General features: G+C 61.8%; 22 protein-coding genes. 12 read left to right on the forward strand and 10 right to left on the reverse strand.

Annotated elements, in window-relative coordinates; translation table 11 throughout:
* On the reverse strand, positions 1 to 989 hold a 989-nt coding region (locus tag PQR67_RS33405; RefSeq protein WP_408467066.1), incomplete at its 3' end, for a cytochrome c biogenesis CcdA family protein.
* A 272-nt stretch (positions 990 to 1,261) separates the two neighbouring features.
* On the opposite strand from PQR67_RS33405, the gene PQR67_RS33410 reads away from it, so the two are divergent.
* From PQR67_RS33410 to PQR67_RS33420, 3 genes are all read left to right on the forward strand, one after another.
* Positions 1,262 to 2,017 carry a response regulator transcription factor gene (locus PQR67_RS33410; protein ID WP_408467067.1) on the forward strand — a complete coding sequence of 252 codons (756 nt, stop codon included), beginning with the start codon at positions 1,262 to 1,264 and terminating at the stop codon, positions 2,015 to 2,017.
* Positions 2,014 to 3,507, forward strand: a complete 1,494-nt coding sequence (locus PQR67_RS33415) for a sensor histidine kinase (protein WP_408467068.1) — start codon at positions 2,014 to 2,016, stop codon at positions 3,505 to 3,507. The genes PQR67_RS33410 and PQR67_RS33415 overlap by 4 nt, the downstream gene beginning before the upstream one ends.
* Before the next feature lie 157 nt (positions 3,508 to 3,664).
* Positions 3,665 to 3,886, forward strand: a complete 222-nt coding sequence (locus tag PQR67_RS33420; protein WP_408467069.1) for a hypothetical protein — start codon at positions 3,665 to 3,667, stop codon at positions 3,884 to 3,886.
* A gap of 3 nt (positions 3,887 to 3,889) precedes the next feature.
* Here the strand turns inward: PQR67_RS33420 and PQR67_RS33425 are convergent, their stop codons facing one another.
* Positions 3,890 to 4,780, reverse strand: a complete 891-nt coding sequence (locus PQR67_RS33425) for a LysR family transcriptional regulator (RefSeq protein WP_408467070.1) — start codon at positions 4,778 to 4,780, stop codon at positions 3,890 to 3,892.
* Between the two features lie 92 nt (positions 4,781 to 4,872).
* On the opposite strand from PQR67_RS33425, the gene PQR67_RS33430 reads away from it, so the two are divergent.
* Together PQR67_RS33430 and PQR67_RS33435 are read left to right on the forward strand one after the other, a co-directional pair.
* On the forward strand, positions 4,873 to 5,847 hold the full coding sequence (locus PQR67_RS33430; RefSeq protein ID WP_408467071.1) for a zinc-binding dehydrogenase: 975 nt from the start codon (positions 4,873 to 4,875) through the stop codon (positions 5,845 to 5,847).
* 356 nt (positions 5,848 to 6,203) lie between these two features.
* The gene (locus tag PQR67_RS33435; RefSeq protein WP_408467072.1) at positions 6,204 to 7,370 is read left to right on the forward strand and encodes a porin; all 1,167 of its coding nucleotides are present in this window, start codon (positions 6,204 to 6,206) and stop codon (positions 7,368 to 7,370) included.
* Between the two features lie 114 nt (positions 7,371 to 7,484).
* On the opposite strand, the gene PQR67_RS33440 is transcribed toward PQR67_RS33435, so the two are convergent.
* The gene (locus tag PQR67_RS33440; RefSeq protein ID WP_408467073.1) at positions 7,485 to 8,072 is read right to left on the reverse strand and encodes a TetR/AcrR family transcriptional regulator; all 588 of its coding nucleotides are present in this window, start codon (positions 8,070 to 8,072) and stop codon (positions 7,485 to 7,487) included.
* Positions 8,073 to 8,225: 153 nt separating this feature from the next.
* On the opposite strand from PQR67_RS33440, the gene PQR67_RS33445 reads away from it, so the two are divergent.
* Both PQR67_RS33445 and PQR67_RS33450 read left to right on the forward strand, forming a co-directional pair.
* Positions 8,226 to 8,648 (forward strand): tautomerase family protein, encoded by a 423-nt coding sequence (locus PQR67_RS33445; protein ID WP_408467074.1) that lies wholly within the window; start codon positions 8,226 to 8,228, stop codon positions 8,646 to 8,648.
* A 221-nt stretch (positions 8,649 to 8,869) separates the two neighbouring features.
* Positions 8,870 to 9,367 (forward strand): acyl-CoA thioesterase, encoded by a 498-nt coding sequence (locus PQR67_RS33450; protein ID WP_408467075.1) that lies wholly within the window; start codon positions 8,870 to 8,872, stop codon positions 9,365 to 9,367.
* A 113-nt stretch (positions 9,368 to 9,480) separates the two neighbouring features.
* Here PQR67_RS33450 and PQR67_RS33455 read toward each other — a convergent pair whose 3' ends face one another.
* The 4 genes from PQR67_RS33455 to PQR67_RS33470 all read right to left on the reverse strand — a co-directional run bounded on the left by PQR67_RS33455 (position 9,481) and on the right by PQR67_RS33470 (position 13,544).
* The gene (locus PQR67_RS33455) at positions 9,481 to 10,929 is read right to left on the reverse strand and encodes a sensor histidine kinase (protein WP_408467076.1); all 1,449 of its coding nucleotides are present in this window, start codon (positions 10,927 to 10,929) and stop codon (positions 9,481 to 9,483) included.
* Between the two features lie 73 nt (positions 10,930 to 11,002).
* Complete coding sequence (locus tag PQR67_RS33460) at positions 11,003 to 11,977, reverse strand: response regulator (protein ID WP_408467077.1); 975 nt, start codon at positions 11,975 to 11,977, stop codon at positions 11,003 to 11,005.
* A 283-nt stretch (positions 11,978 to 12,260) separates the two neighbouring features.
* Positions 12,261 to 12,833, reverse strand: coding sequence for an energy transducer TonB (locus tag PQR67_RS33465; protein WP_408467078.1), 573 nt, complete (start codon positions 12,831 to 12,833; stop codon positions 12,261 to 12,263).
* 72 nt (positions 12,834 to 12,905) lie between these two features.
* On the reverse strand, positions 12,906 to 13,544 hold the full coding sequence (locus PQR67_RS33470; RefSeq protein WP_408467079.1) for a CGNR zinc finger domain-containing protein: 639 nt from the start codon (positions 13,542 to 13,544) through the stop codon (positions 12,906 to 12,908).
* 159 nt (positions 13,545 to 13,703) lie between these two features.
* On the opposite strand from PQR67_RS33470, the gene PQR67_RS33475 reads away from it, so the two are divergent.
* The 3 genes from PQR67_RS33475 to PQR67_RS33485 all read left to right on the forward strand — a co-directional run bounded on the left by PQR67_RS33475 (position 13,704) and on the right by PQR67_RS33485 (position 16,178).
* The gene (locus tag PQR67_RS33475; protein ID WP_408467080.1) at positions 13,704 to 14,390 is read left to right on the forward strand and encodes an alpha/beta fold hydrolase; all 687 of its coding nucleotides are present in this window, start codon (positions 13,704 to 13,706) and stop codon (positions 14,388 to 14,390) included.
* An 86-nt stretch (positions 14,391 to 14,476) separates the two neighbouring features.
* Positions 14,477 to 15,331, forward strand: coding sequence for an alpha/beta fold hydrolase (locus PQR67_RS33480; RefSeq protein ID WP_408467081.1), 855 nt, complete (start codon positions 14,477 to 14,479; stop codon positions 15,329 to 15,331).
* 76 nt (positions 15,332 to 15,407) lie between these two features.
* Positions 15,408 to 16,178 (forward strand): SDR family oxidoreductase, encoded by a 771-nt coding sequence (locus tag PQR67_RS33485; RefSeq protein WP_408467082.1) that lies wholly within the window; start codon positions 15,408 to 15,410, stop codon positions 16,176 to 16,178.
* Between the two features lie 88 nt (positions 16,179 to 16,266).
* Here the strand turns inward: PQR67_RS33485 and PQR67_RS33490 are convergent, their stop codons facing one another.
* The 3 genes from PQR67_RS33490 to PQR67_RS33500 all read right to left on the reverse strand — a co-directional run bounded on the left by PQR67_RS33490 (position 16,267) and on the right by PQR67_RS33500 (position 18,666).
* Positions 16,267 to 16,740 (reverse strand): DUF2269 family protein, encoded by a 474-nt coding sequence (locus PQR67_RS33490; protein ID WP_408467083.1) that lies wholly within the window; start codon positions 16,738 to 16,740, stop codon positions 16,267 to 16,269.
* Positions 16,737 to 17,993, reverse strand: coding sequence for an SDR family oxidoreductase (locus PQR67_RS33495; RefSeq protein WP_408467084.1), 1,257 nt, complete (start codon positions 17,991 to 17,993; stop codon positions 16,737 to 16,739). Before PQR67_RS33495 ends, PQR67_RS33490 begins: the two co-directional genes overlap by 4 nt.
* Positions 17,994 to 18,135: 142 nt before the next feature.
* On the reverse strand, positions 18,136 to 18,666 hold the full coding sequence (locus PQR67_RS33500; protein ID WP_408467085.1) for a GbsR/MarR family transcriptional regulator: 531 nt from the start codon (positions 18,664 to 18,666) through the stop codon (positions 18,136 to 18,138).
* A gap of 205 nt (positions 18,667 to 18,871) precedes the next feature.
* On the opposite strand from PQR67_RS33500, the gene PQR67_RS33505 reads away from it, so the two are divergent.
* Together PQR67_RS33505 and PQR67_RS33510 are read left to right on the forward strand one after the other, a co-directional pair.
* Entirely contained in the window at positions 18,872 to 19,255 is a 384-nt protein-coding gene (locus PQR67_RS33505) for a hypothetical protein (protein WP_408467086.1), read from the forward strand.
* A 344-nt stretch (positions 19,256 to 19,599) separates the two neighbouring features.
* A complete protein-coding gene (locus PQR67_RS33510; RefSeq protein ID WP_408467087.1) occupies positions 19,600 to 21,087 on the forward strand; it encodes an MFS transporter in 1,488 nt (495 codons plus the stop codon).
* Positions 21,088 to 21,124: the final 37 nt, after the last annotated feature.

Below are 21,124 nucleotides of genomic sequence, written 5' to 3' on the forward strand. Positions count from 1 at the left end.
GTCAGCGGCGGGGAATTCAGCCACTGGACGGCGCCGTTCAAGGTCGGCAGCACGCCTTCGACGGGCAATGCGGCCGCGCCACCTGGCGCGGCTTGCGAGGTGTGCATCAGCGCGCCGGTATCGCTTGCATCCGCTGCGGGGTTGACCGTCGTCGCGGCATCGCTGCCCGATGCGTTGGCCGGGGCATTGGTCGACGCGATGGCCGATGCATTTGCGGACGCATTGATATTGCTACCGCCCACAGCCGGATTGCCCGGCGTCGCACCGGGCGACAGCCTGTCGACCAGTTTCTGTTCGATGCCGCCCGTGGCGATGGTCGATACACGCGCCAGCACACCGGTGTCGAGCCCGAGCGCAATCGCCACCACGCCGAGCAGCATCGCCGCGCCGATCCCGCGGCGGATCCATTCGCCCGCGCCCAGCGAGCGCTTCATTGCCGTGAACACCCGGCCGCCGATCAGCAGCGCCACCGCGAGCGAGGTCGCGGCGCCGGCCGCATAAGCCACCAGCAGCAGCGTGGTGCCGACGCTTGCGCCGCGCAACGCCGCGCCAGTCAGCACGAGGCCGAGAATCGGACCGGCGCACGGTGCCCACAGCAAGCCAGTCGCGATGCCCAGCAGAAAGGACGATCCCATGCGTGCCTGCTGGCCGTCGCCCTGCGCGAAATTCGACAGGCGATTGCCGGCGCTCACAAGAGGACGCATCAGATGATCGGCGAAACGCGGCAACAGCAGCGTCAGTCCGAACACGGCGAGCAAGGCGATCGCGAGCCAGCGGCCATACTGGTTGGCCTGCGCAACCCAACCGCCGCCCACGGCGGCGAGGGTCGCGACGATGGCGAAGGTCAGCGCCATGCCGGCCAGCAAGGGCAGCCCGCTGCGCACAAAGGGCTGATCGGCGCGCGCGAAGACAAACGGCAGCACCGGCAGAATGCACGGGCTGAGGATCGTCAGGGCGCCGCCAAGATAGGCGAGAACGATGAGTAACATGTCGGTTCCGGGCGTGGTTGTCAGTCGGTGAGGGTGGGTACGCGATTACGTGCGCTCAGGTAGGTTCGGGTACGTTCGGGTACGGTGCGAATCAGCGGAAAGTGCCCACATCCTATGGCGCGGGGGATATCGAAGTCCTCACGAAAAGTTAAATTAAATGTGATAACTCGCCGTGCGGAAATTTTGCACAATGACGCAACGGCCCGCTTTTGCGGGCGCCCTTTCCTTCCACCGCACTCAACCCCCGCTCTTACCCGCGGCTAAAGCCCTCCATGGACCAAGCAAAGCGCATCCTGATCGTCGAAGACGACGTCGACATCGCCAACGTGCTGAGCCTTCATCTGCGCGATGAGCGTTACGAGGTCGTGCACAGCGCCGACGGCAACGAAGGGCTGCGCCTGCTGGAGCAAGGCGGTTGGGACGCGCTGATCCTCGACCTGATGCTGCCCGGCGTCGACGGTCTGGAAATCTGCCGCCGCGCCCGCGCGATGACCCGCTATACGCCGATCATCATCACCAGCGCGCGTTCGAGCGAAGTACACCGGATTCTCGGCCTCGAACTCGGCGCCGACGACTACCTGGCCAAACCGTTCTCGGTGCTCGAACTGGTTGCGCGCGTCAAGGCTTTGCTGCGGCGCGTCGAAGCCATGGCGAAAGATTCACGCGTCGACGCGGGCAGTCTGCAGCTCGCCGGGCTGACGATCGATCCGCTGACGCGCGAGGCGGCGGTCGAGGGCAAGCCCATCGAACTGACGCCGCGCGAATTCGACCTGCTGTACTTCTTCGCGCAGCATCCCGGCAAAGTGTTCTCGCGGATGGACCTGCTCAATGCCGTGTGGGGTTATCAGCACGAGGGCTACGAGCACACCGTCAACACCCATATCAACCGGCTGCGCGCCAAGATCGAAACCGATCCCGCCCAGCCCGAGCGCATCCTGACCGTCTGGGGGCGCGGCTACAAGCTCGCCGTACCCGGCACGCCAGGCGACACGCCCGCGCCCGCCGGCACACTGAAGGACGCGCCGTGAATCTGACTCTGACCCAGCGGCTCTCGCTCGTCTTCTCCGTGCTGCTGCTCGCATGCTGCGGTGCGTCAGCGTGGCTGCAAATCCGTTCGAGCGATCTGCACGAAAAAGAGGTCGTGCAGCGCCTGTCGAAAGATCTCGCCGACCATATCGCGCATCGCACCACGCTGATGGACGCCAACGGTTTGCGGCCCGACGCGGTGCGTCAACTGTTCGGCCAGTTGATGCGGGTGAATCCGAGCGTCGAGGTGTATTTGCTCGACAACCAGGGGCGCATCAAGGGCGACGACGCCCCCGCGGGTCACGTCAAGCGCGCTCAGGTGAATCTCGCGCCGATCCGCCAGTTCATCGCCGGGGACGCGTTGCCGATTCTCGGCGACGACCCGCGCAGCGTCGACGGCAAGAAAGTGTTTAGCGCCGCGCCGCTGCAAATGGATGGGCAAGCACCCTCCGGCTACATCTACGTGGTCCTGCTCGGCGAGGAACACGACGCGCTCGCCGCGCGCGTCGACGCCAGTTCGGTGCTGCGCACCACGCTCTGGTCGATGGCGCTGGTCGCGTTGCTGGGATTGCTTGCAGGGTTGACGGCATTCGGCCTGATCACACGGCCGCTGCGCCGCCTGACCGACGCCATGCGCCGCTTCGACGCCGATGGCGAACCCGCCCGGCAGCCGGCGGTGCCACGCTCGTCGCCTGCCGGGCGGCGCGACGAAATCGCCGTGCTCGAAGCCACCTTCGCGCAAATGGCCAACCGTATCGGCGATCAGTGGTGTGCGCTGACCCGCCAGGATCAGCAGCGGCGCGAGCTGATCGCCAATATTTCGCACGATCTGCGCACGCCGCTGACCTCGCTGCACGGCTACCTCGAGACGCTCTCGCTGAAAGCCGACACCCTCGGCGAAACGGAGCGCAAACGCTATCTGGCGATCGCGCTGGCACAGAGCGTCAAGGTCGGACGGCTCGCGCAGGCGCTATTCGAGCTGGCCCGGCTCGAACACGGCAATGTGCAACCCGCGCTCGAGTCATTCTCGCTGGTCGATCTGGTCCAGGATGTCTTCCAGAAATTCGAGTTGCCGGCGGAGGCGCGGCACATCCAGTTGCGCGCCGATTTCCCGCCTCGTCTGCCGGCCGTCAACGCCGATCTGGGCATGATCGAGCGCGTGCTGACAAACCTGCTCGACAACGCGATTCGCCACACGCCCGCCGGCGGATCGATTAACGTCGATCTCGCGCACAAGGACGGCAAGGTATCGGTCACCGTCAGCGACACCGGGCCCGGCATTCCCGCGGCACAGCGCGAGGGATTGTTCGAGCGTCCGTTGAATCCCGGCGGCGCGCACCGTGGCGGCGGCCTCGGACTGCTGATCGTGCAGCGCATGTTGCAATTGCATCACAGCCAGATACGCTTGCTCGAGCGCCCGGGAACCGGCTCGGCATTCTGTTTCGAGCTGTCGATCGCAGAGAAGCCGGCTGTCGCGGGTGTCGCGCTCTGAGCGGGCGTCCGGCTGGTGGCCACGCGCGCATCGATGTGTAAGCCAGACTTTCTACAATAAACATACCGGTATGTGGGGCGCCAGATTGTCTGAACAATCTCCCCCGCCGGTGAGTGTTGGCTGGAGGCCGCGCGCTCGTTTCGCGCAAGGATTCCACATGAAATCTGAACCCCTGGAAGCGAATGAAAATCCGCAGGAAACGACCGGAAGCAAGGTGTGCGTCGCGCTTGCGGCGATCGGCACGTTGACCGCGGTTTTCGGCATCGCCATTTGCGTATTTGGTCTCGTCGAGTTCAACCAGACGAAGGTCTTGATCGGCGCGGGCGTCATCGTTGTTTCGACGATCGCCTACATTTTGATGCTGACCAGCGCCAGGTGACGATCAGCGTGCGCCCTGCTCCAGCAACTGGCTCCAAAGACGCTGCGCCACGGGACCGTGCGCCATGTCTCGACGCCTCGCGGCGTAGTGCCTGAGCGTGGCGCCGTGCAGATGCCGTCCCTCGAGCGACACGAGACGATGTCCCTCGAGGTCGCGAGCGACAAGATGAAGGGGCATGTGGCCCCACGCGAGTCCTTGCACGATCAGCTCGCGCTTCATCAACTGGTCCGGCACGGTGCAGGTGGGCGCGCCCTCGATCAGATAGTAGTTTGCGTCTGAGGGTTGCCTGCTGGTATCGCGAATGACGCACTGAACGTACGGCCTCAAATCATCAGGCGTGAGCGATTCGTCAGGGGACTGCCTGAGAAACCCCGGTGCGGCGACCGGCACGAGCTTCACCTCGAAGAGCTCGACGGTTTCGATCGCAGGCGACGGTTTGTCGAGGTGGTGAAAGATCAGGTCGCAATCGCCGTTCTTCAGCCGCTCCCAGGGACCACTGATCGCCTCGAATAGAAGCGTGAGGCGCGTGCCGCTACTCGCCTCAAAGAACCGCCTGAGCGTGCCCAATGTCTCCGGCAACGGGCACAAATCACCCACGACGACACGTAACTCCGCCTCCTGCCCGGCAGAGAGCTGAGCCGCTTCTCGCTGGAGATTCTCATAGTGGCGAAGAAACTGCGCCGCCCGTGCGTGATACGCCGCGCCTTCTTCCGTGAGCGACACACGGTACCCAGCCCGGTCGAGCAGGACCATGCCCACTTGAGCTTCAAGCGCCCTCACCGCTGCATGGACGGTTGGATGCGTCCGGTTCAAACGAACCGCGGCCGCGGCAAAGCTGCCTTCGGCAACCAACGCGTCGAAGCACTGCAGCTGGAGTAACGTAGGCTCGTTCATTGTAGAAATGACCTTCAGTCTTTGTCGAAACATAGTAATTTATTTCTATGAATGTCGATCCTACGATTCAGTCTCAACGTGAGGAGATCGACATGAAGGCAATCGTGAGGAGCAGGTTTAGGGGTCCCGAGGTACTCGGCATCGCCGACAGACCCCTGCCTGCGGTCAAACCGGGCTGTATCCTGATTCGCGTTCGGGCATTTGGCCTGAACCGGGCCGAACTCTATATGCGGCGCGGGTTGTGGGGCGATGTAGCGGAAGTGAGCGGCATCGAATGCGTTGGGTCCGTCGTGCAGGACGCGACCGGAACCCTGCGCGAGGGTCAGACGGTCGTGGCGCTGATGGGCGGGATGGGGCGAACGATCGACGGCAGTTACGCGGAGTACGTCGCCGTACCCGCCACTAATGTCGTGCCCGTTGACAGCGGCCTCGACTGGGAACATCTCGCCGCCCTGCCAGAAGCCTATGCGGTGGCGTGGACATGCCTTCACCGGAACCTGGAAGTCAAGGCCGGCCAGCGACTCGTCGTGCGGGGCGGCACGTCGAGCCTCGGGCAGGCCGCTATCGATATCGCCAGCCAACTCGGCGTGGAGGTGATTGCAAGCACCCGTCGGCCAGAGGGAGCCGCCTTGCTACGTTCGCGTGGAGCCGCCCATGTCGTGACGAACGCGGATGAGCTATGCACGGCACCGGGTTGGCCGGGCGGCAAGGTCGACGCTGTGCTCGACCTCATCGGCAACAGCGCCGTTCTCGACTCAATGCACGCCACACGCCGTGGGGGTCGCGTGTGCCTCGCCGGATTTCTGGGCGGGCTCGCGCCACTCGCCGACTTCGATCCGCTCAGCCAGATGCCAGGCGGCGTTCAGATGAGTTTTTTCGGCAGCTTCAACTTCGGAACACCCTGCTTTCCACTATCGGACGTACCCATGCAGCAGATCGTGGATTTCGAGGCGAGCGGCCTATATCGAGGCCGACCCGCGCATGTATTCGCTCTTTCCGAAGTCCCGATCGCCCATGAACTGATGGAGCGCAACGAGGCCGTTGGGAAGTGTGTCGTGCTCCTCTGAGTCACCACCATGTGTCATAAAGGCGACAATTTCCTTTGAAACTGTTTACGAATAGATGACGGATCGATATATTCCGTCAAACACAACGGGACAGACGTTTCGCTTCGCCTGAAGACGCCACGCGCCAGATGGATTCGCCGATGCTCCGGTGCTTCCGTCACCCGCCGGTAACGACCTCGCACAACGAGGTTTTCGCCGCGCCCCCGTTCGATCGCCCCCTCCCGACATTGATTTCATTTCTGCGCGGCCTCGCGCGGCTTTGTCGTGGGCGTGCGGTCCGCATCGCTTGCCAACCCGGGTCCACGCCGCGCTCTCAAATGCACGCGGCATGGACACCTTAAAAGAAGAAGGAAAAAATGAAGAAGACTATCCTCGCCACCGCCGTGCTCGGAAGCATCTCGCTCAACGCTCATGCACAAAGCAGCGTCACGCTGTACGGCTTGATCGACGCCGGTATCAGCTACGTGAACAACGCGCGTGCCGGCACCGGCCACGGCAGCCTCGTCAAGTACGACGACGGCGTGGCATCGGGCAGCCGCTGGGGCCTGCGCGGCACCGAAGATCTGGGTGGCGGCCTCAAGGCGCTGTTCGTATTGGAAAATGGCTTTAACAGCGGCACGGGTGCTGCGGGCCAGGGCAACTCGATGTTCGGCCGTCAGGCATTTGTCGGTCTGTCGCAGAACGGCGTCGGCTCGCTGACGTTCGGTCGCCAGTACTCGTTTTCGACGGATTATCTGGGCGGCAACTACTCGACGGGTGGCCAAACCGTCGCGGGTAACTACGCTTACCACATCAACGATGTCGACCAGTTGACCTCGAGCCGCATCAACAACGCAATCAAGTTCAGCAGCGCGAACTTCTCGGGCTTCACGTTCGGCGCGTTGTATGGCTTCTCGAACCAGGCTGGCGCATTCGCCGGCGCGCCGGCGAGCGGCACGACCGCGGCACCGGTCGCAGGTTCGTCGCGTGCTTACAGCTTCGGCGTGAACTACGCAAACGGCCCGTTCGGCGTTGGCGCGGCGTACACCGACATCCGCTACCCGAGCCAGGCGACGACGACGCAAGCTTCGACGTCCATGGCCAACGTGACGACCGGCAACATCCGCGATCTGCGCACGTTCGGCGTCGGCGGCCGCTATACGATCGCTGCTGCCACGCTGTGGGCGTTGTACACGAACACGCGCTTCGCTCCAATCACGGGCGCGTCGACCACGTTCGCCGCGTACGAAGCAGGCGCGAAGTACGCCTTCACGCCGGCGCTGACGGCAGGTGCAGGCTACACGTACATGCACCTGAGCGGCGCCAAAGCGGGCCACTGGAACCAGGGCGATCTGAGCGTCGACTACGCGCTGAGCAAGCGGACGGACGTGTATGCACTGGGTATCTACCAGATCGCTGCCGGCCACAACGGCACGCAGGACGTGCAGGCACAGATCGGCTCCAGCACGAGCTTCTTCGGGCCGTCCGGTTCGGGCGCGGACAGCCAGTTGGCGTTCCGTGTCGGCGTGCGCCACCGCTTCTGATGCACGCGTGCGTACGCTAACGCGCTACGCACGCACTCAGGCACTGCGTTGATCCGTCGACACCCTCAAGCGAATCGCGCCGAACGGGTGTCGGCGGCTAAGGTCGCCGCCCTTTTAGCGCGACTCTGGCTGAACGCCAAGGTCGAGCGCGGCCTTGCGGACCGACGCGGCAATCTCGTCGCTGAGCGCCGGATCCTTGACGGCCCGCGCAAGTGTGACGCCGCCCACCAGTAGCGCGAGCAGCGCGATCGCTTCCTCGCGCCGGGCCTTCGGCTTACCTTCGAGCCCAGCCGCCACGGCTTCGATAATCGAACCCAACTCCACCTCATAGGCCTGCCGGGTTTCGTCATCGGCGCGGGCCACTTCGCCGGAAAGACTCTGCAGGGCGCAACTGTCCGCGAGATCGCAGGTGCGGCGCTCTCCCAGGTAGAAGTCGATAAACCACGTGCGCCAGCCGCTGCCCATCTGTTCGCGTGTCTGCCCGATACCTCGTCGCAGGTCGTCGAGACCCACAACCACCGCCTCGCGAAATGCCGCTGCTTTCGATTTGAAGTGTGCGTAGAACGCACCCGACGTCACGGCGGCGTCCTTTGCCAGCCCGTCCACGCCCGAACCGCCGAACCCGCGGCTACGAAACCCCCGGCCCGCGCTCGTGAGAATCCTCGCCCTGCCTTCTTCCTTCTTGCCAGCCCGATGTGCCATTGCGCACGCCTCCAGATAACGATCGCTATTTAGTTCTTGACGACATCACGACCGTTATGAAACTATCGCGACATCACGATCGTTATATCCCGGCCGTGATGCAGGCGCAACAACTCTGATTCGACTAACCCGTTTGATCAAGGAGCGATAGCCATGCCTATTTCAGTCCACGTCACACAAGGTCTTCTCACCCCGCACGGAGAACGTGAGGTGCTGCCGCTCGTCGCGGACGTGCTGCTAGGCGCGCACGGCCTGAGCGGCAACGGCTTCATGACCCCGAACGTAATTGGCCATCTGATCGTCAGCCCGGAATCGCAGAGCTACGTCGGCGGCAAGCCCCAGTCACTGGCCGTTATCGAAGTGAAGGTTCCGGCGGCCACCTTTCCGAATGCCGAAGTCAAGCAGGCGTTCGTCAGTGCGGCCACGGACATCATCGACCGGCTCAGCGCAGGTTCTCATCCGCGCGAGCGAACCTTCGTCAATGTGACGTATGCGGTCGAGGGTGCATGGGGTATCGGCGGCAAAGCGTATTCCGACGCCGAACTGGGCGAAGCCATACAACGCGGCGCCAGTTGACGCGTTGCTCGGATACGGCAGGAGACACACCGGGCGTAGTGACGATAAAAGCATCAAACGACCGAGCGATGGAATCACGGGCGCCCGTCCTTTTTCTGCACGACATGTTTGCCAGCCAATAGCCACGCAACCCCCATCCCCAACAGAATGGGATGTGCCCGCCATATAGGGGGGCATGCGTGGCTGCCGCAAGCAGCCATTCCTGCATAAAGGAAAATCGTATGTTGATGCGTGAAGCAATCCCTACCGCCCTGACCCGAGGCTCCGCTCTTCTTTCGCAAGACCCGATTAGCCCGTCCTCGCTCAAGACCTTCCACCATACGTTCGACATTTATCTAAAGGACTCGAACGCGTTCATGAATACCTATTTCTCACGCTACTTCGAGTGGCAAGGTGTATGCCGCGAGCGATGGTTTCATGAGTGCATACACAACGATCTGCTGGGATCGGACGGCATGTTCGTGACCAAGCGCGCGCACCAGGAGTACGTCCACGAAACCTTCCCGTTCCAGCGCGTGGATTGCTATCTGAACACGGTGCAGGTCAAGCAGTGCTCGGCCTACCTGCTGTTTCGTTTTTGCGTGGATGGCCGTGAGGTTTCGCAGGGCTATCAGCAGATCCTGTACGCCGGACGGGACCGGAAGATCAGGCGCTTCCCGCAGGGAATCGTCGAACGGGTCAAGGAATATGAGCTGCCATGGACAGCGCTAGCCGCCTGATCTCGACAACAGTCTTTCGCCGTTTGGTTTTTCCGCCGGGTTTTGTCGTGGGGGTTCGCCGCTAACGTTCACCGTTACCTTCCACACTTAACTTTCACCCTCAACTTGCAACCTTAAACTTTCACTTTTTGCCGCCGGCGCAAAGAACGCGCTGGCGGTTTGATCAGTGCGCGGTCCGCCGGCGAGCCCGGCACCGGCAGGCGCACGGTGAAAGTAGTGTGTGCCCCGCGCGTCGAACTACATTCGATATTGCCGCCGAGAAGCTCCGCCGCGCGACGGCAGAATGCGAGCCCCATTCCCGCGCCGCTTCCGTGCCGCTTGGTCGAGAAGAAGGCGTCGAAGATATGCGGCAGCACGTCGGGCGGGATGCCCGGCCCCGTGTCGCGGAACCGCAGTACGCAGAAGCCTTGCTCGTGAAACGCGCTGATCGCGATCTCGCCCTCGCCGCTCACGTGAATGGCGTGCAACGCGTTCTTCAACAGATTGAACAGGACAAAAACCGCCAGCGTGTCCGAACCCGAAAAGCATAATGCCGCGTCGATCGGCGCCACGGTGACGCGTGCGCGCTCGTCGCCACGGAAGGGATAACGCTCGAGCGCCGACGTCACACAGAGCTGCATGGAATGGGGCGTAAAGCGAGTGCGGTCCAGTCGATCCAGGGTGAACGATGCGAGGGCCATTTCGACCATCGCGCTGGTGCCCGAGACCTCCCTTCTGATCGCCGTGGCGAGCTGGCTGACGCGTTCGGTCTGCCCGGCGTGCACTTCCTGATCGTCGTAAAGCCCGTGCGTGACGGCCATCCGGTAGCCTTTGAACACGTGGGACCAGACGCTGGCGATTTCGTCGGCGTGCATGGCGATCGTGGCGAGCGGCGTGGCGATTTCGTGCGCGATGGTTGCCGCGATCGCATAGGGGTGAATCAGGTGATAACGGACGATCGTGATCGCGAGAAGCCCCAGGCTGAGGGCAATAAACAGTACCCCTGGGGGATAGAACGTAAAGCCGTAGTTGACCGCATAGTCGACGGCCGCGAGCGAATAGACGCAAAGACTCGCCAGGCAGAGATCGAGACGCCTGCGCGCTTCGGCGCCGGCCTGCTTGCGCGCGGCGAGCAGAAGCTGTCCGCTGCGGCCGGCGAGCAACACGGTCTGCAGCACGTGCAAAGGATGCAGCGGTCCGGCGCTCGGATAGTAGCCAAAGAAGTAGTGCCGGTAGCCGGCGACGACTTCGTTGCCTGGCAGGAGCACGGCGAAGACAAGACACATGCCGTAAGACGCGAGCAGGATCGGCTGCTCACGGCGCCTCGCCGCCACCTCCGTGACGAAGTGATAGAACGTGGTAGGCAGGAAGAGAATGAACAGATAACCGACCCGAACCAGCACGCTCGCAATGTGGGGATCGTGCGTCTGGAACAGCAAGGTCCATGTGCCCTGCCATGCAAAGGTTGTCGCGCACATCAACAGGAATGGCGCGGACAGACGCGTCACCCCTTGAGTGATCAGTACGTAAAGGCCGAACACCACGAACAGCGCAGACACAAAGGCGGTCGGAATGGCGTACATGTGGCTCGAGGTGTCTGGAAACGTTGGCCTATTGCGGCATTATTTCAGCGGAGTATGCGAACAGGCTAATCGCTCATGTGTGGGCCGGCTGATTCCGGCCACTGCGCCATTGTGAAAATGTCAGTGTATTCAGACCTACGTCGGTCGAATCTATTCTGGTCCAGCAATAAAACGCGTCGTCCCAACCCGGGATTGTTTGCGGCCTGACCGTTCTGAAATCCACGCCGGGGCGAAACGCCAGGTGTGGCCAGAAAACCGGCATAGCCTCGCGTACGGCCATCTGCTTCAACAGATCCGCCGGCCCGTTCTCATCCGCCACGATCTCCGCCTGCGAGATCCAGTCGTTCTCTGCCCACGCGAGGAAAACGCTCGGGTTGCCTGCACGGTCGAACATCAGGATCGTATTTTGTTCCGGACGCCAGTAGTACTCGACGATACCCTCGGCGGCAACCACCGTGTCGATCGCTTTTCTGGTTCGCGGGTCGCAATAGGTCATGCCGTTATCGCCCAGACCCAGCCAGCCTGCCTCTGAACAATGCCTGCTTCTGGCGTCTTTCAGAAAATGAACCAGGCGGTTGGCTGAATCGGCATCCGTCTTTCTCAGGTACAGATCGACAATGCCCGCATTGAAGGCCTTTACCGCGACGGTCTCATCCGCAACGCCGGTCAGAAGGACTTTCGCACAACGCACATTGGAGATGGACGAGAGGAATTCGACACCGCTCAGCCCAGGCATGTCGTAATCGACCACCACCGCGGCCACCTCTGCAAATCGCGAATCCCGGGCCAATACATCGCGCTCCGCCGAGCTTTCGACAAACCGCTCGAGACCTGTCTCAGTCAGACCGGCTGACGCCGGCGCGAACGCCAGCGAATTCTCGCGCGCATTGTTGCGGATGAAAGCGAGTGCGGTTTGAGGCCGCGTGAAAAACAGATTGGTGGAAATATCCGGAAAGAATCGGCGCAATGCATCGAGGTAGCTGTCGCTGTCGTCCACGAAAACGACGGATGCCGGATAGGAAACAGGAGGTCGAATAAAATTGTTCATGTCTTTTACGTGGAATATGTGGCGCGCCTCGCACCGGCTTACACGCCGGTTTCTCTCACATTGGCTCCCGGGCCGATTCCCGCTGAACCATATAGTACAAGGGTCTTTGCATGAACAGTGCAAACTTGCGCGGCCTTTCTGCCATAGTATGCAAATGGAATAAATTGATTTCGATTGGGTCGAGTCGAATCCGATCGAGTCGGTTAGTCTGCCGCAATCACGCAGAAGTTGCAGATGCCCGATTCAGGAATGGACTTCGCGGCGCGAGGCGATCGTGGCCGCGTTAACGGCAAGCCGTGACGCCGTCCACCGTCGTGCAGTGACGTATCGACCAATGGCTTTCACCCGTAAGCCCCGTGATCCCCGCGCTGCCGCCAATGCCGGGCCCACGAGGTTGAGGCCTGAAATGAAGGTCGATTCTCGATAAATCGTGCTGCGCCGGTGCCGCGGGTAGGGGCGAGACAGCCGCTATCGCGCGTTGCACCGCGGTGTCCCACGCCTGATTGCCGCTTGAGCGCAATGGCGCAATCGAGTCAACCGAACCGTCCGCGTTGAGCCGGATAGAAATAATCGCCTCCGGGTTGTCGGCAACGCTGCCTGACTCGACCAACAGATTGCTGGCCAAGGCGCAACCCACATAGCGGCGCCATTGCAATGCGGTGAGCTGATCGGGCGTGGGAGTCGGCTCGCCGCTGGCTGCCGCGCGCGCCAGGCAGCGACTGGATACGTCGGCTGCCGATGGCAACGGGGGACCGTTCTCACTTTCGGAACGGGTCGTCGTGCATGCCGCCAAAAGACATAGCGAACACAGCACGAATGAGACAAGAGCAGGCAGCCAGCGATTGTTGTTATTCATCTGCGATTCCACTTGTCAGGCATTCAGGGCGCCGGCTCGCGATCCCCGGGATCCGCGCGCCGGTCCCGAAGCTTACACCTGACCGCTCTCCTGCTCCTTGAGCCGCTTGCGGTGAGCCGCGACCTTCGCGCGATTGCCGCAGATTGCCATGCTGCACCACCGGCGCGCGTGACCACGCGTGTGATCCGCAAACATCAACGTGCACCTCGGGCCTTCGCACGCTTTCACGTACGTGAAATCCTCCTCGCATACCAGCCTCGCCAACACTTCGGCGATCGGCATCAGGAGCGACTCCGGCGATTGCCAGCGCCGGTTCGCGCGAAGCTCAAAACTCGTCGCACCGTCCGCCGCGTTCGTCACGATTTCTCCGTGCTGCTGGTCTTGCGCGAGCAACTGATTCAAAGGTCCGAGCTCACGCAGGTCTTTGGGAAGCAGAGGCCGCCCTTTCCTCTTCCGGACAAAAACCCTGAACCATTCGCGCAGTTCGCGCGCGCGCGCCGCAATCTCGTCGAGTTCGGCCGCCGTCGACTGGACCCGCATCGCCTCCAGGACCGTGCGCGGCACTAGCGCCGCCTGGTCCAGCCAGGCGAGCAGGCCCTCCCCGTCACTGATCCAGTCGACTGGCTCATCCACAGGCGTGGCGATCGAATTCAGGAAATCGAGGCCCGGTGCGTCGGCCACCAGTATCGCGGGGATCTCACGGTAGTCCATTTCTGATGATGAATATTAAGTGACGATGACCATATCGTAACCACTAAAAATGCACTTGACAAGTTACACAACTAGTTTGTAACCTGTAAATTCAGATTTATCAGGTTACATCGTAGGCGCCGCGCCGCGATGCATACGAGTCCGTCCAAGGAGCGAGAAATGTCGATTGGCAATGTGAGCGTGGTGCTGGTGCACGGCGCATGGGCAGAGGGTTCGAGTTGGAGCAAGGTGATCGAACGTCTGAAGGCAAATGGCATTCATGCGGTAGCGGCGCCGTTGCCGCTCAGCACGCTGCACGAAGACGTGGCCGCGCTTGATAGAACACTGGAGCGCATCGACGGTCCGGTTGTTGTCGCGGGGCATGCCTACGCTGGCGCAGTGATCGGCGCGACGCGCGCCGACAACGTCAAGGCGCTGGTCTACATCGCCGCGCTTGCGCCTGCCGAAGGCGAAGCGGTGAGCGATGTGTTCTATCGCGGGGAACCGCACCCGCTTGCGCCCAGGCTGGCGCCGGATCGACACGGCCAGATATGGCTACCCGAAGAAGCATTCGCGGCGGCGTTCGCACAGCATGCGAGCGCACAGGAGTTGGCCGTGCTTGGCGCGGTTCAACGTCCCATTTCGGTTGCGTGCATTGGCGAAGCGGTTGGGCGTCCACTCTGGAAGGACCGGCCGAGCTGGTTCCTGATCGCCGGGCAGGACCGGATGATCAATCCCGACACGCAACATTTCATGGCCCAGCGCATGAACGCACGCGTGCATTCACACGAGGTCGATCACACACCGATGGTTACTGCCCCTGATGTCGTTACCGATGTGATTGTGGAAGCGGTTCGGGCTGTTTGAGCCCCGCTTCATCTCGTTAGGATTACCTAAAATTTTTCACACTAGCAGGCGCTCCCCGCCTGCCCCCTGGAATCAGGAGTCAATCCATGTCATCCATTGCCAATCGTTTCGCCGACGTCAACGGCGTCAAGGTGTTCTACCGCGAAGCGGGTCGTTCGAACGCGCCGAAACTGCTGCTCCTCCACGGTTTTCCGAGTTCGAGCCACATGTTTCGCGACCTGATCCCCCTGCTTGCCGGGCACTTCCATATCGTCGCGCCCGATCTGCCAGGCTTTGGTCAGTCGGACATGCCGGAACGCAGTGCTTTTGCGTACACCTTCGACAACATCGCCAACGTGATCGAAGGCTTCACCGAGCAGATCGGTTTCGATCGTTTTGCCATGTACGTATTCGACTACGGCGCGCCGACCGGATTTCGGCTGGCGCTCAGGCACCCCGAGCGGATCGCCGCAATCATCTCGCAGAACGGTAACGCGTACGAAGAAGGCTTGAGCGACGGCTGGAATCCGATCCGCGCTTACTGGCAGGATCCATCGCATGCGAATCGCGAAGCGCTTCGCACCATGCTGACTCACGAAGCGACCCTGTGGCAGTACACGCATGGCGTACAGGACACGACTGCCGTGTCGCCAGACGGCTACTCACTTGACGAGTTCTATTTGAACCGGCCAGGTGCCGACGAGATCCAGCTCGATCTGTTCGGAGATTACCGGAACAATGTCGCTTTGTACCCGGCATTCCAGCAGTACTTCCGCACTCACCGGCCTCCCTTTCTTGCCGTGTGGGGGAAAAACGATCCGTTTTTCCTGCCGCCCGGCGCCGAGGCATTCAAACGCGATATACCGAACGCCGAAGTGCGTTTCTTCGACACGGGTCACTTCGCGCTAGAGACTCACGCGGCAGAGATCGCCGCGGCGATCTCCGGATTTCTTGTTCGCTGACCGGCAAACCCAGCATGGCGGTGGTCCATTGGATCACCGCTCAAGCAGCTCATCCACGCGTTAAAGGAGCAAGGAAATGTCCAGCAAGGTAGCTATCGTGACCGGCGCGAGCCAGGGTATCGGCCGGTCGACCGCCATCCGGTTAGCGCGAGATTTTGCGTCGGTCGTGCTGGTGGCGCGCAATCGCGAGAACCTCGCGCAGACCGCCGACGACGTCAGGAAGGCCGGCGCCGAACCGCTCGCGATCGACCTCAATCTGTCTGAACCGGAGGCCGCACAGCAGGTCGTCGACCAGACACTCGCGGCATTCGGGCGGATCGACGCATTGCTCAACATCGCGGGCGCGGTGCCGCAGATCGATGTCTTCGACATGACCGACGATCAATGGGACCGCGGCCTCGCGCTGAAGCTGCATGGCGCGCGGCGCCTGACGATTGCGGCGTGGCCGTCGTTGAAGAAAACCGCAGGATCGGTTGTATTCATGTCGGGCAACTCGGCCTTGTTTCCCAAGGCGCCGTATGCGGCCGTTGGCACGATCAACGCAGCGATTGTGGCGCTGGCGAAAGCCTTCTCTGACCGGGGGATTGCCGACGGTGTCCAGGTCAACAGCGTACTGCCCGGCCCGGTGATGACCGGTCGGCGGCAATCCTATCTGGAACATTGGGCGCCGCTCCACAACATGACAGTCGAAGAAGCCACGGCGCGGTTTCCTCTCGAAGCGGGAATCGCCCGGTATGGCACGGCCGAGGAGATTGCCGAACTGATGGCGTTCGTCGTGTCGCCCGCGGCTCACTGGATGACGGGCTCGACGTTGAGGATGGACGGTGGAGAGGTCAAGTCGATCTGAGGCAGGGGAGCGCTGTGACTGAGCGTAAGAGAAGAGGCGCACACCGCGGAGGCGCACACCCCGCAAACAGGCATGCGTCTTATCTCGCCTACAAGGCCGGCTTGAAGACCATCAGGTAATACACCACCGCCATCGCGACGAACGCCGGATACCCCAACCATTCCCAGTGCATCGCATAGCGCCAATACTGCGGCGGCAGCGCAGCCGCGCCGCTCGCATTCGCGCTTGCGGCGATCCTCGCCATCGCCAGTTGCAGCCATACGACCGGCAACCAGCATGCGCCCGCCACCAGATAGAGTCCGATCGCCGCGACGATCCACGATGTGCTCCACGACCAACCCGCGGTGTGCGCGAGCCACAAGCCGGACAGCGGTTGAAAAACGATCGCCGGCGTGGTGAACCAGAGGTCGGCCCGCACCACCAGTCGCGAAACAGTGGCGATCGCGGGCACACAACGCGTCCGGTTCGCAAAGTAGAGATAGAACGCCGTGCCAAAACCGGTTCCCACCAGCAGCACCGACGACATGATGTGCAGCGTCTTGATCGCCAGATAGAGGTTCATGACCGTGTTTCCTCACTAAAGAGAACGAGCAGCAAAGCCAGGATCGGCACATTCTTCAGGATCGGACCGAACGGATGCCACAGGAATTCGGGTAACGCCGCGGCGATGACGATCGAATACGCAGCGATCAGCCCTATCTGCATCGCCCAAAGACGCCGCCTCGGGCGAACCAGTGTGGCGACGCCAAAAACACAATCCAACGCCGCCGCCAGATAGAGTGCGGACAGCGCCGCGCCGCCGTGCAGATGCACGCGCGCGAGCAGTGCGAGACTCGCCGCTTGCGGATAGATGAAGGCGCTGCAGAGCGCCGTCCAGAGCCACACGATCGCCAGCGCACCACGCAGCAAGACGGGCCGCCACATCGCCAATGCCGCATGGCGTAACGGGATTGCCTCGGCTGGCGCGACAAAGGTTTCGAGGCCTGCGGGCGGACGCCCCAATACGTTCGTTGTCGACGCGACCGGCCCGGTGCTTCCCGCCTGGAGCATTCGCCAGGTGTCGCGTGTCAGCATGGAATGGGGCACGCGGTCGAGAAGTGCTGCACCTGCATCGATCAGGGTCGCCGGTATGCTGATGCACCATGCCGGAGGCAGCGCCATCGACGCGCGATAAGTCGCCAGCATCTGCCGATATTCAAGTTGCGTGCCCCCTACCAGATCGAGAACCGGCGCATCCGTAACGTCGGACTTCAGTAGCCGCACGACGATTTCGGCAAGCTCGTCCACGTGGATCGGCCGCATCAACTGATGGCCGCCTGCGGGCAGCGGATGAACCGGCAGGCTCGCGATGGCGCGAAAGAAGCGTGACGAAGAACCGGTCACTCCGTAGACCAGAGCGGGCCGGAGGATATGGTGCGTGACGGGCGACGATTGCAGGTACGCGTCGGCGGCCCGCTTACTGGCGAAGTAGTCCGTTTCACCAGTCTGCGCGCCAAGGGCAGATACCTGGACGATGCACCGCACGCCTGCACGTGATGCCGCTTCGAACAGTGCGATCGGCGCGCGGCGGTGGATGCGCTCGAAAGTCTGGTCGCCGCGTTCGATCAGGATACCGACCGCGTTGATCACGACGTCGATCGCGCATAACTTCGACAACCAATCGGACGGCTCAAGATCGGTCGTGTAGTCGACCGCGATTTCGTCTTCGCGCAGGGCGCATCTCACGCCTTTGAACACCCGATGCCCAGCCTTGGCGAGTGCCTCGCACAGCGCCCGGCCGATGAAGCCATTCGCACCGCAGACCAGAACATTCATACCGTGAACTCCATGACGGAAGCAGCACGGGATACGCTCGCTGAACACAGGTTCATTTTAATTCTTCCTGTTACTGTTATTTCTGTATAAACAGAAATAACCGATCAAAAAAATGGACGACGCTGTCGTCCGCGCCATCCCGCTAGTCTTTCGTGCGTCGTACCGTACGACTGATCTTCGCGCCCATGCCAAGCGTCTTCATCAACGTTTCGGGTTTCAAACGCAGCATCTCATCGGACCAGGTTGTGAGCGTTTCGAGAAACTTCAACGTCTCGCGAATGCGTTTTTCCGTGTCGCGGCTTTCTTGCGCCATCTCCGGACTGACCAGGCTATCGCGCAGCATAGTCAGCGTCGGATCGATCTCGCGTTGCCTGCGCCCTTCCACGATCAGCTTGAACAGTTCCCAGATATCCGTGGAGGTTTCGAAGTGATCGCGACGATCCCCCATCACGTGCACCACCTTGGCAAGGCGCCATGACTGGAGTTCTTTCAGACTCGTACTCACATTTGAGCGGGCAACACCGAGCGTATCGGCGATCTCGTCCGCCGCGATTGGGCGGCCGAGCAGATACAGCAGCGCGTGAATCTGCGCGACGGTGCGATTGACGCCCCAGCGCGAGCCCATTTCGCCCCAATGGAGAATGAATCGTTCGGCGATCGGTGTGAGTTCCATGTCAGCAACTTTATTTTCTTCAGTTATTTCTGTCAAGAGAGAAATAACGCTTGACGGCGGATTCGTATCGGCCCGATCAACCCCGTTTGCCCAGACAAAACGTGCACGCTAGAAATGGATCCGTGAATGGTTTCGACACCGGCTGCCAAGGCCCACAAATTTGTGTAAGCTCAACGTCGCTTTTATCGTCACGGACTTCGCGGCAATGCCCTCTTCCATCCGCAACTCGCTCCTCTGGATCTTCGACGCGTTCGAACGCGATTCAACCTATATCTGCAAGCGGATGTTCGGCAGCGACGCGGCCTATATCGACGGCCTGCTGTGCCTGATCGCAGCCGATCGCGACAAGCCCTGGAACGGACTGCTGGTATGCACCTCACAGGATCGGCACGCCACGCTCATCGAGGACATGCCCGCTTTGCGGCCGCATCCGGTACTCGGCAAATGGCTTTATGTGCCGCAAGACGACCCGGCGTTCGAACCCGTCGTGGAACGGATGACCGCGCTCGTGCTCGCCCGTGATCCGCGCATAGGCGTCGAGCCCAAGCCGCGCAAACGAAGCGGAAAATCCACGTTGCCAAAGACCTAAACAAAGACCTAAGCGTCGTTCGCTCGTACCGAACCAGTCAGCAAGCTGCACCGGGTGACACCCCGTCGTCGTCGCGAAAAGATCGCAATACGCGAGATTGCACCGAATGTTTTACGACAGGTTTGTGTCATCCGAACGACACCCACGGGCGGCACCATGTCAGTCTGGCTGCCCACGGGGTCGGTTCCCCATCTCCCCGCCCGCCGTGCATCGGCCAGATGCTCGATTCCAGATTCGCGCGCCACTGGGAGGCGCACGATGCACGGCGAAATACGTGTGCGTGCCCGCTTACGACATGCTTTCGATCGCCCGTGCTACCGCTGCAGTTCCACAAGGAGCAAGTTATGCATGATGTGGCAGATTCCGAGGGTTTGCGGCAGGCCAATGTGAAGTCGGTGCAGCAGTACATTGACGAACGTCCAATATGGCCCGACGGCACCCGTCTTCCAACGGTGCCGATGACAGGCATGCAATGGCGCATCTGGTCGCTCGCCGCAGCGGGAAAGTTCTTCGAAGGATTTGTTGTCTTCATGACCGGCGTGGCGCTCCCGCTGATCTCGCGGGAGTTCGGCATTGGTGCGGCGCAGAACGGCCTCATCAGCGCCGCCAGCCTGATGGGCATCCTGGTCGGCGCGGTGGGTCTGGGCGGCATGTCCGACTACTTCGGGCGCAAGCGGATGTTCATTGTCGAGATGATCATCTTCGTCGCGTTTCTGGTGCTGCTGGTCCTTTGCACCAACTTCACCTCGCTCGTGATCTGCCTGTTCGGACTCGGTGTGGCGCTCGGCTGCGACTATCCGACCGCGCATATGATCATCTCCGAAAGCATCCCCAGTAGCGCGCGCGGCAAACTGGTGCTGGCGGCGTTCGGCTTCCAGGCGCTCGGCGCACTGGGCGGCACGGCGGTCGGCTTTCTCGTCCTCTCGACGATCCCGACCCTCGACGCGTGGCGCTGGATGTACGGCACCGCGATTATCCCCGCGCTGGCGGTGACCATTGGCCGCTTCTTCATTACCGAAAGCCCGAGCTGGCTGCACATTCGCGGCGCGGTCGATCGCGCGGAAGCTGCTGCAAAACGCCTGCTGGTCCGTACACCGCAATATCCGACCAGCATCGCGCTATCGCGCGAACTCGACAATGCCGCCAGCGGCCACGGCGGCAAGCAGAGCTTTTTCGCGCTGTTCGCGAAGCGCAACCTGCGCGCCACGATTCTTGCCTCGATACCGTGGTTCCTGCAGGATCTCGGCACCTATGGCATCGGCATTTTCACGCCCACCATTCTCGCCGCGGCGTTCGGCAGCAAGCCTGACCAGGTGCGCAGCATCACCGATCTGATTCTCAACGACATCCTCGCCGCCAAAGGCGCGGCCCTGATCACGATGCTGCTGATCGTCGGCATCATTTTCGCCGTCATCCTCGCGGACAGGGTCGGGCGAATCTGGCTGCAAGTGATCGGCTTTATCGGCTGCGCGGCAGGTTTGCTGGTTGCTTCGTTCTCCGATGGTTTCGAAGGCTCCACCAAGACCGTGGTGATTTTTGCCGGCTTCATGCTGTTCAACTTCATGACCAACCTGGGGCCTAACGCGCAGACATATCTGCTGGCGGGCGAAGTGTTTCCGACCGCCATTCGCGGCACGGGTGCGGGCTTCGCCGCAGCGGTCGGCAAGATCGGTGCGGTCGCGACCGCCTTCCTGTTCCCGATTCTGCTGACAGGCATCGGCACCGGACCCCTTCTCTACATTCTCGTGGGCACGTCGCTTCTCGGCGCCGTGGTCACGTGGCTGTTCCGCATCGAAACCAATGGCGTGAGCCTTGACGAGATTGGACGCTAAGCGCGTTCGCACCCCGCCATGGCGCCTGCACACACCC

Source organism: Paraburkholderia fungorum, assembly GCF_046026025.1.
GTDB lineage: Bacteria > Pseudomonadota > Gammaproteobacteria > Burkholderiales > Burkholderiaceae > Paraburkholderia > Paraburkholderia fungorum_E.

Coding starts and splice junctions, on each gene's coding strand:
- PQR67_RS33450 (WP_408467075.1), top strand. CDS start 8,870: ATGTTGATGCGTGAAGCAATCCCTACCGCCCTGACCCGAGGCTCCGCT.
- PQR67_RS33425 (WP_408467070.1), bottom strand. CDS start 4,780: ATGAACGAGCCTACGTTACTCCAGCTGCAGTGCTTCGACGCGTTGGTT.
- PQR67_RS33480 (WP_408467081.1), top strand. CDS start 14,477: ATGTCATCCATTGCCAATCGTTTCGCCGACGTCAACGGCGTCAAGGTG.
- PQR67_RS33465 (WP_408467078.1), bottom strand. CDS start 12,833: ATGAATAACAACAATCGCTGGCTGCCTGCTCTTGTCTCATTCGTGCTG.
- PQR67_RS33505 (WP_408467086.1), top strand. CDS start 18,872: ATGCCCTCTTCCATCCGCAACTCGCTCCTCTGGATCTTCGACGCGTTC.
- PQR67_RS33430 (WP_408467071.1), top strand. CDS start 4,873: ATGAAGGCAATCGTGAGGAGCAGGTTTAGGGGTCCCGAGGTACTCGGC.
- PQR67_RS33485 (WP_408467082.1), top strand. CDS start 15,408: ATGTCCAGCAAGGTAGCTATCGTGACCGGCGCGAGCCAGGGTATCGGC.
- PQR67_RS33495 (WP_408467084.1), bottom strand. CDS start 17,993: ATGAATGTTCTGGTCTGCGGTGCGAATGGCTTCATCGGCCGGGCGCTG.
- PQR67_RS33435 (WP_408467072.1), top strand. CDS start 6,204: ATGAAGAAGACTATCCTCGCCACCGCCGTGCTCGGAAGCATCTCGCTC.
- PQR67_RS33420 (WP_408467069.1), top strand. CDS start 3,665: ATGAAATCTGAACCCCTGGAAGCGAATGAAAATCCGCAGGAAACGACC.
- PQR67_RS33475 (WP_408467080.1), top strand. CDS start 13,704: ATGTCGATTGGCAATGTGAGCGTGGTGCTGGTGCACGGCGCATGGGCA.
- PQR67_RS33410 (WP_408467067.1), top strand. CDS start 1,262: ATGGACCAAGCAAAGCGCATCCTGATCGTCGAAGACGACGTCGACATC.
- PQR67_RS33440 (WP_408467073.1), bottom strand. CDS start 8,072: ATGGCACATCGGGCTGGCAAGAAGGAAGAAGGCAGGGCGAGGATTCTC.
- PQR67_RS33510 (WP_408467087.1), top strand. CDS start 19,600: ATGCATGATGTGGCAGATTCCGAGGGTTTGCGGCAGGCCAATGTGAAG.
- PQR67_RS33445 (WP_408467074.1), top strand. CDS start 8,226: ATGCCTATTTCAGTCCACGTCACACAAGGTCTTCTCACCCCGCACGGA.
- PQR67_RS33500 (WP_408467085.1), bottom strand. CDS start 18,666: ATGGAACTCACACCGATCGCCGAACGATTCATTCTCCATTGGGGCGAA.
- PQR67_RS33490 (WP_408467083.1), bottom strand. CDS start 16,740: ATGAACCTCTATCTGGCGATCAAGACGCTGCACATCATGTCGTCGGTG.
- PQR67_RS33455 (WP_408467076.1), bottom strand. CDS start 10,929: ATGTACGCCATTCCGACCGCCTTTGTGTCTGCGCTGTTCGTGGTGTTC.
- PQR67_RS33470 (WP_408467079.1), bottom strand. CDS start 13,544: ATGGACTACCGTGAGATCCCCGCGATACTGGTGGCCGACGCACCGGGC.
- PQR67_RS33460 (WP_408467077.1), bottom strand. CDS start 11,977: ATGAACAATTTTATTCGACCTCCTGTTTCCTATCCGGCATCCGTCGTT.